Here is a 4,705-nt window from a genome sequence, read left to right as displayed (position 1 = left end):
CAAACCGGTGAATGTGCCGGCCAGCAACTAGTTTGCTGTTACCTTGAAAAGTATGTCCCACACAGTCATCCAGAATGGAACTTGTGAAGTTACGGGCATTATGCCGAGTACTTCACAAGATTCATCTGAATGACATTTTGAGCGGGTACTTCTACAAATTTTAAGGTAACCGTCCACTCGAAAAAACTACGGCGCATACCAATAACTAAAGTCCAACAAATAAAACTCTCGCAGTGTATCGGTTGAACTTAATCCGCCCGCTAAAAAATTTTGCAAGAATTTAGCTAAATGAACCCAGAACAAAAAAACCGCCCACAGAAATAGAAATCCCACAGAAATTAAGCTTTTTGAGTTCAATTCAGTGGGATTTCCATTTCGGTGAGCGAAAACTTCAAACGGCTAAATTCTTACAAAATTTTTGACCACGAATCGGAATCCCACAAAAAATTTGCTTTCACTTTTTTGTGGGATTCTCACTTTTGTGGACCAGGCCGTGGAAACTGATCGTAGAGCTTCATCCCAAAGCTTACAGGTCAGTTTGTCTAAAAACTGCTGTAGCTTCTAAAAGCTACAAAACCATCTGAAAACAATCACCAATTGCTTTTCAAGATGCGCTTGCGTATCATGTGCGAGAACTCATCCGCGGGCTTATTGCATGCTCAGAATTCGTCAACTTATTCTCACTGCCATTTTCATCGCCCTGGCCATTGCTGGCGGTCTCACGCTTTTTGCATTTCCCGGAGTTGAGGTTGTTACTGCCACGGTTTTTCTGGCGGGTTTCATGTTGGGCGTGATGCGCGGTTTCATTGCCGGTGTCATCGCCGAATTTCTCTATACGCTTTTTAATCCGCTTGGCCCGGCGGCGCCGCCGCTTATGATTGCACAAATTGCCGGCATGGCTTTGAGCGGGCTTGCCGGCGGCTTCACAGCGAAGTCCTTTACCAAACGCTTCCCTCCCATTCCGGTTTTTACTGCGCTGGGCATTTTCTTAACTTTGTTTTTTGATCTGGCCACGACATTGGCGTTTGGCCTCACGATCAAGCAAACGTTCAGCGGCTTTCTGGCGGCCTTGACGATCGGCGCGCCGATTTATCTCACCCATCTCGCCACGAATACGTTGATCTTCAGCGTGCTCGTTCCGATCCTCGCGCGCCGCTTGCAGACGCTGCCGGTCTTTCAAGCGCTGGTTAAACCACAAGCTGCGCCGCGCTTTGCGCCTGCGCCCGATTCGAAGCTAACCAAACCGATACAATCTCAAGTCTGACCGTGATTATCCCGCGTGTAATGCTGTTCCTCTTTTGTTGCTCGCATGTCTTGTCCGCACAAGTTACGAGCCAACCTGGCGCCTCCGATTCTCTTCAGCACGTTTCCCCAGACAGCATGCAAACGCCCGCGCAGCTCCAGCCCGATTCCGGCGCTTCGCGCTTGCCTCTTCCCGTTTTTGTGATGCCGGATATCCGCCTGCGCCCGGATTCCAGCGCCCATTTTGATTATATTTTTGAAGATTTGTTGCACCTCGGCATGAGTACGTTGCCGCTGCTTCCTGTGCGCGCGGGAGAAATTGGGCAACCGCGTTATTTTGCTGCGGGCGCATTGCCGGCGCGCGCGCTTACCCACATTGTTGATGGGGTCTTGTGGCCTCCGGGCGTCTACGGCACCACCGATCTCTCCGGATTGCCGGACGCCGCCGTTGATGCCCTCAGCCAGATGCCATTGCTTCCCGCAAAATTTTCGGATTATCATTCTGGCAACGGTTTAAATTTTACCACTGACTCTTTGCATTTCAACACGCCCTTCTCACGCGCAGAATATGTGAAAGGGCCATACGGCGCCGAAGCGACGCGCGTACGCTTTGGCCGCGCTTTCAGCCAGCGCTTGACGGGGTTCATCAATTTCACCGTCAGTAATGCCGACGGCTTCGAAAATCAAAACCAAGAATTCGTGCGTGTGCCTTACGATGGTTTCAAAGTAGGCGCAAAACTTGACTATCGCATCAATGCCGCCTGGCGCGCGCGTTATCGCTATTTTCTTTCCCGGCATGAAGCCGGCATTGCTGCGCCCTTTTTTCCGGAAGAGTGGCAAACCGGCGGAGGCGGCCGGCATAAAGAAACAAGATCGTTTCATGCGCTGGACCTGGCGCGGCAGCAAGCGTTTTCCGCGCGCCTGTTTTTATGGCGAGTTGGCGAAGAGTTGAATGATCCAGCAGCGAAAATTCGTCATGATCTGCGCGACGCCGGAGTCGAAGCCAAATGGCAATGGCAGCGGCAAAATTTTACCGGCGCTGTTGCAACACGCGCCGGCCGCGAAACTCTCGCCAGCCCGACGCTTGACTATGACGCGAGATTCTACCAAAACGCCAACGCGCATGTGGCGGCGCGTTTAAGTGATCACGTTTGGCTCAATGCCGCGGCCGACATTCGCCACAAAAGTGATTGGCCCGTGGGTTATGCTCTGGCCGTGACCGGAATTTTCAAAATCAATCATTCATTGCATGTTTGGTTGGGATTCGAACAGCGGCAGATTCCGCCGGCTATCGGCGAGCGCAACAATTCTCTCTCATATTTTTTTCGCAATACTTCTTTGCAAGCAGTCAACCTGCAGCATGCGCAAAGCGGGCTGGCATGGCAAAGCAAAACAGCCGAGATGCAGCTTGTTTTTGGCGGGGCTTGGTGGCATGACGGGTTTTATATACAGCCCAATCCCAGCGATACCACGGCATCTCTGCAAAACAGCGCGGAGGCCATCACAACTCCGGCGCTACAGTTTCGCGGCAGCGTGCGCCCGTTTAAGCGCGTGAAAGCGGGATTGATCTGGGCGCATACCATCCGAGAAGTACCGCAACAATTTTGGTTTTGGCATCAGCCGCGTTTTTATGGCCGAATTCATCTCGAAACAAGCTGGCAATGGTTTGGCAGAAGCCTGGAGGTAAGTCCGCGCGTGGCGATGCGCCTGTTAGGCGAGCGCGCCTCGCCGGATTTCGCGGCTATGCCGGAGTCGATCACATTTACACATTTGCCCGCCGCCAGTTTGCTCGATATTCAACTGAGATTGCGCTACGGCGACGGGGCTTTGTTCCTGGCCTGGGAAAATTTATTGAATAAGGATTTGCAATGGCGCGCCGGTGTTCACGATCTCGGACGGGTTTTTCGCTGGGGATTTTGGTGGACGTTTTTGAATTAAACCATTTCACCGCCCGGGCGGTGTTGAATAGGCAAAAATTTCTTTGAGCTGCGATGGCAACGCAACAAAAGAGGCATTTGCATCATTTTCAATTTGGCGGCAGCGGTTCACAAACCGGCATCATACAATTGTGCCGCAGTTTTTTTTCTTGGGGAATGTTGTTGACGCTTCTACTTTTTTTCGGTTGTGAACCCGAGCCGCCGGCGCATATCAAAGACCCTGGCCATCTCATGTTCCTGGGATTTCCGAACCGCGAAACCCAGTGCAGCCGTTGCCACGGCGAGGAAGGAACCGGCGGGATGTTCGGCCCCAAAATTCGCGATGTCCTGCAGCGCAAAAGCCGCGACTATGTGCGCGAGGTTATCCTCCACGGCAAGGGCGAAGATGATGATGGCATGCCCGGATTTGCAGAGCATTTAACGCCGGAGCAGGTCGAGCAATTGCTGGATTTCCTCGCGGCGTGGAATGACAGCCTGACGGCACCGGCGAATCCATAACCAGCCACGTTGAAAACACCTGTACAGTGATCACGCCTCGGCGCGCAACACTTCCAGCGGAGGGCGATCGACAATGCCCCGGCTGTTCAACATCCCCAACAGCAGCGTCAATCCGGCAACGAGAATCACAATAGCCACACTCGGCGCCAGCGCCGGCGCGAAACTCGTTTTGAACACAAAAAATGCCAGGCCCCACGTGCCGGCAAGCGCGAGCAACAACCCGGTAATCGCCGCCAATCCGCCCAGAAAAAGATACTCGATTGTCATAATCTTGATCACTTGCCGGCGATTTGCGCCAAGCGTGCGCAACAACACGCTTTCCTGAATGCGTTGATAGCGGCTGGTGATCACCGCGCCTGCCAGAACCGCCAGCCCGGTGAAGATGCTGAACAACGCCATGAAGCGAATCACAAATGAGACTTTGCTCAAGATGGTTTCGGCTGTCATCAGAATGAGCGACAGATCAATGGCGGAAACATTGGGAAATTGCTGCACCACCGCGCGCTGCACGTTGGCCGAAAGTTCAGCCTGGCCGGCGCGCGTCACCACGACATGAAATTGCGGCGCATTCTCCAAAACGCCGCTCGGAAAGATCACAAAAAAGCTCGGCATCACGCGTTGCCAATTGACGCGGCGGATGCTGCCGACGCGCGTCGCAATCGGAACGCCCTGGACATCGAACACAATCTCATCGCCCACACTCACCCGTAAATCGTCCGCAATATCATTCTCCAATGAAACGAGAACCGGCTCCTCAGGATTGCCTCTCCCCTTTTGCAACTGTCCCGCAAGCAAGGTTTCATTATCATTCAAGCTGTCGCGATACGAGGAACGGTATTCGCGGCGCAGCGCCCATCTTCTGATGCCGTTGGTGGTGTCCTGTTGCAATTCCCGCACGGATTTGCCGTTGATGCTTTCCAACCGCATGGTGACGACAGGCACGTGTTGCATCACCGGCAAGCCGAAGGATCGCACCAGCGCGGCAACGTTTTCGCTTTGATCCGGCTGAATATCGAACAACACCAAAT

At 53.1% G+C, this 4,705-nt stretch carries 4 protein-coding genes; 3 read left to right on the top strand and 1 reads right to left on the bottom strand.

Going from position 1 to position 4,705, the window contains the following annotated elements:
• Window positions 1–655 precede the first annotated feature (655 nt).
• The 3 genes from FBQ85_26740 to FBQ85_26730 all read left to right on the top strand — a co-directional run bounded on the left by FBQ85_26740 (window position 656) and on the right by FBQ85_26730 (window position 3,677).
• Entirely contained in the window at window positions 656–1,264 is a 609-nt protein-coding gene (locus FBQ85_26740; GenBank protein ID MDL1878731.1) for a hypothetical protein, read from the top strand.
• 116 nt (window positions 1,265–1,380) lie between these two features.
• The gene (locus FBQ85_26735; GenBank protein ID MDL1878730.1) at window positions 1,381–3,180 is read left to right on the top strand and encodes a hypothetical protein; all 1,800 of its coding nucleotides are present in this window, start codon (window positions 1,381–1,383) and stop codon (window positions 3,178–3,180) included.
• Between the two features lie 53 nt (window positions 3,181–3,233).
• Complete coding sequence (locus tag FBQ85_26730; protein ID MDL1878729.1) at window positions 3,234–3,677, top strand: cytochrome c; 444 nt, start codon at window positions 3,234–3,236, stop codon at window positions 3,675–3,677.
• Window positions 3,678–3,707: 30 nt separating this feature from the next.
• On the opposite strand, the gene FBQ85_26725 is transcribed toward FBQ85_26730, so the two are convergent.
• Window positions 3,708–4,705: FtsX-like permease family protein (locus tag FBQ85_26725; GenBank protein MDL1878728.1), on the bottom strand; the 998-nt coding region annotated here is incomplete at its 5' end.

The sequence above is a fragment of the Cytophagia bacterium CHB2 genome (genome assembly GCA_030263535.1).
In the GTDB taxonomy this organism is placed as follows: Bacteria; Zhuqueibacterota; Zhuqueibacteria; order Zhuqueibacterales; family Zhuqueibacteraceae; genus Coneutiohabitans.
Note: the sequence above shows the minus strand (reverse complement) of the source record. Positions and strands in the feature narration are given on the sequence as shown.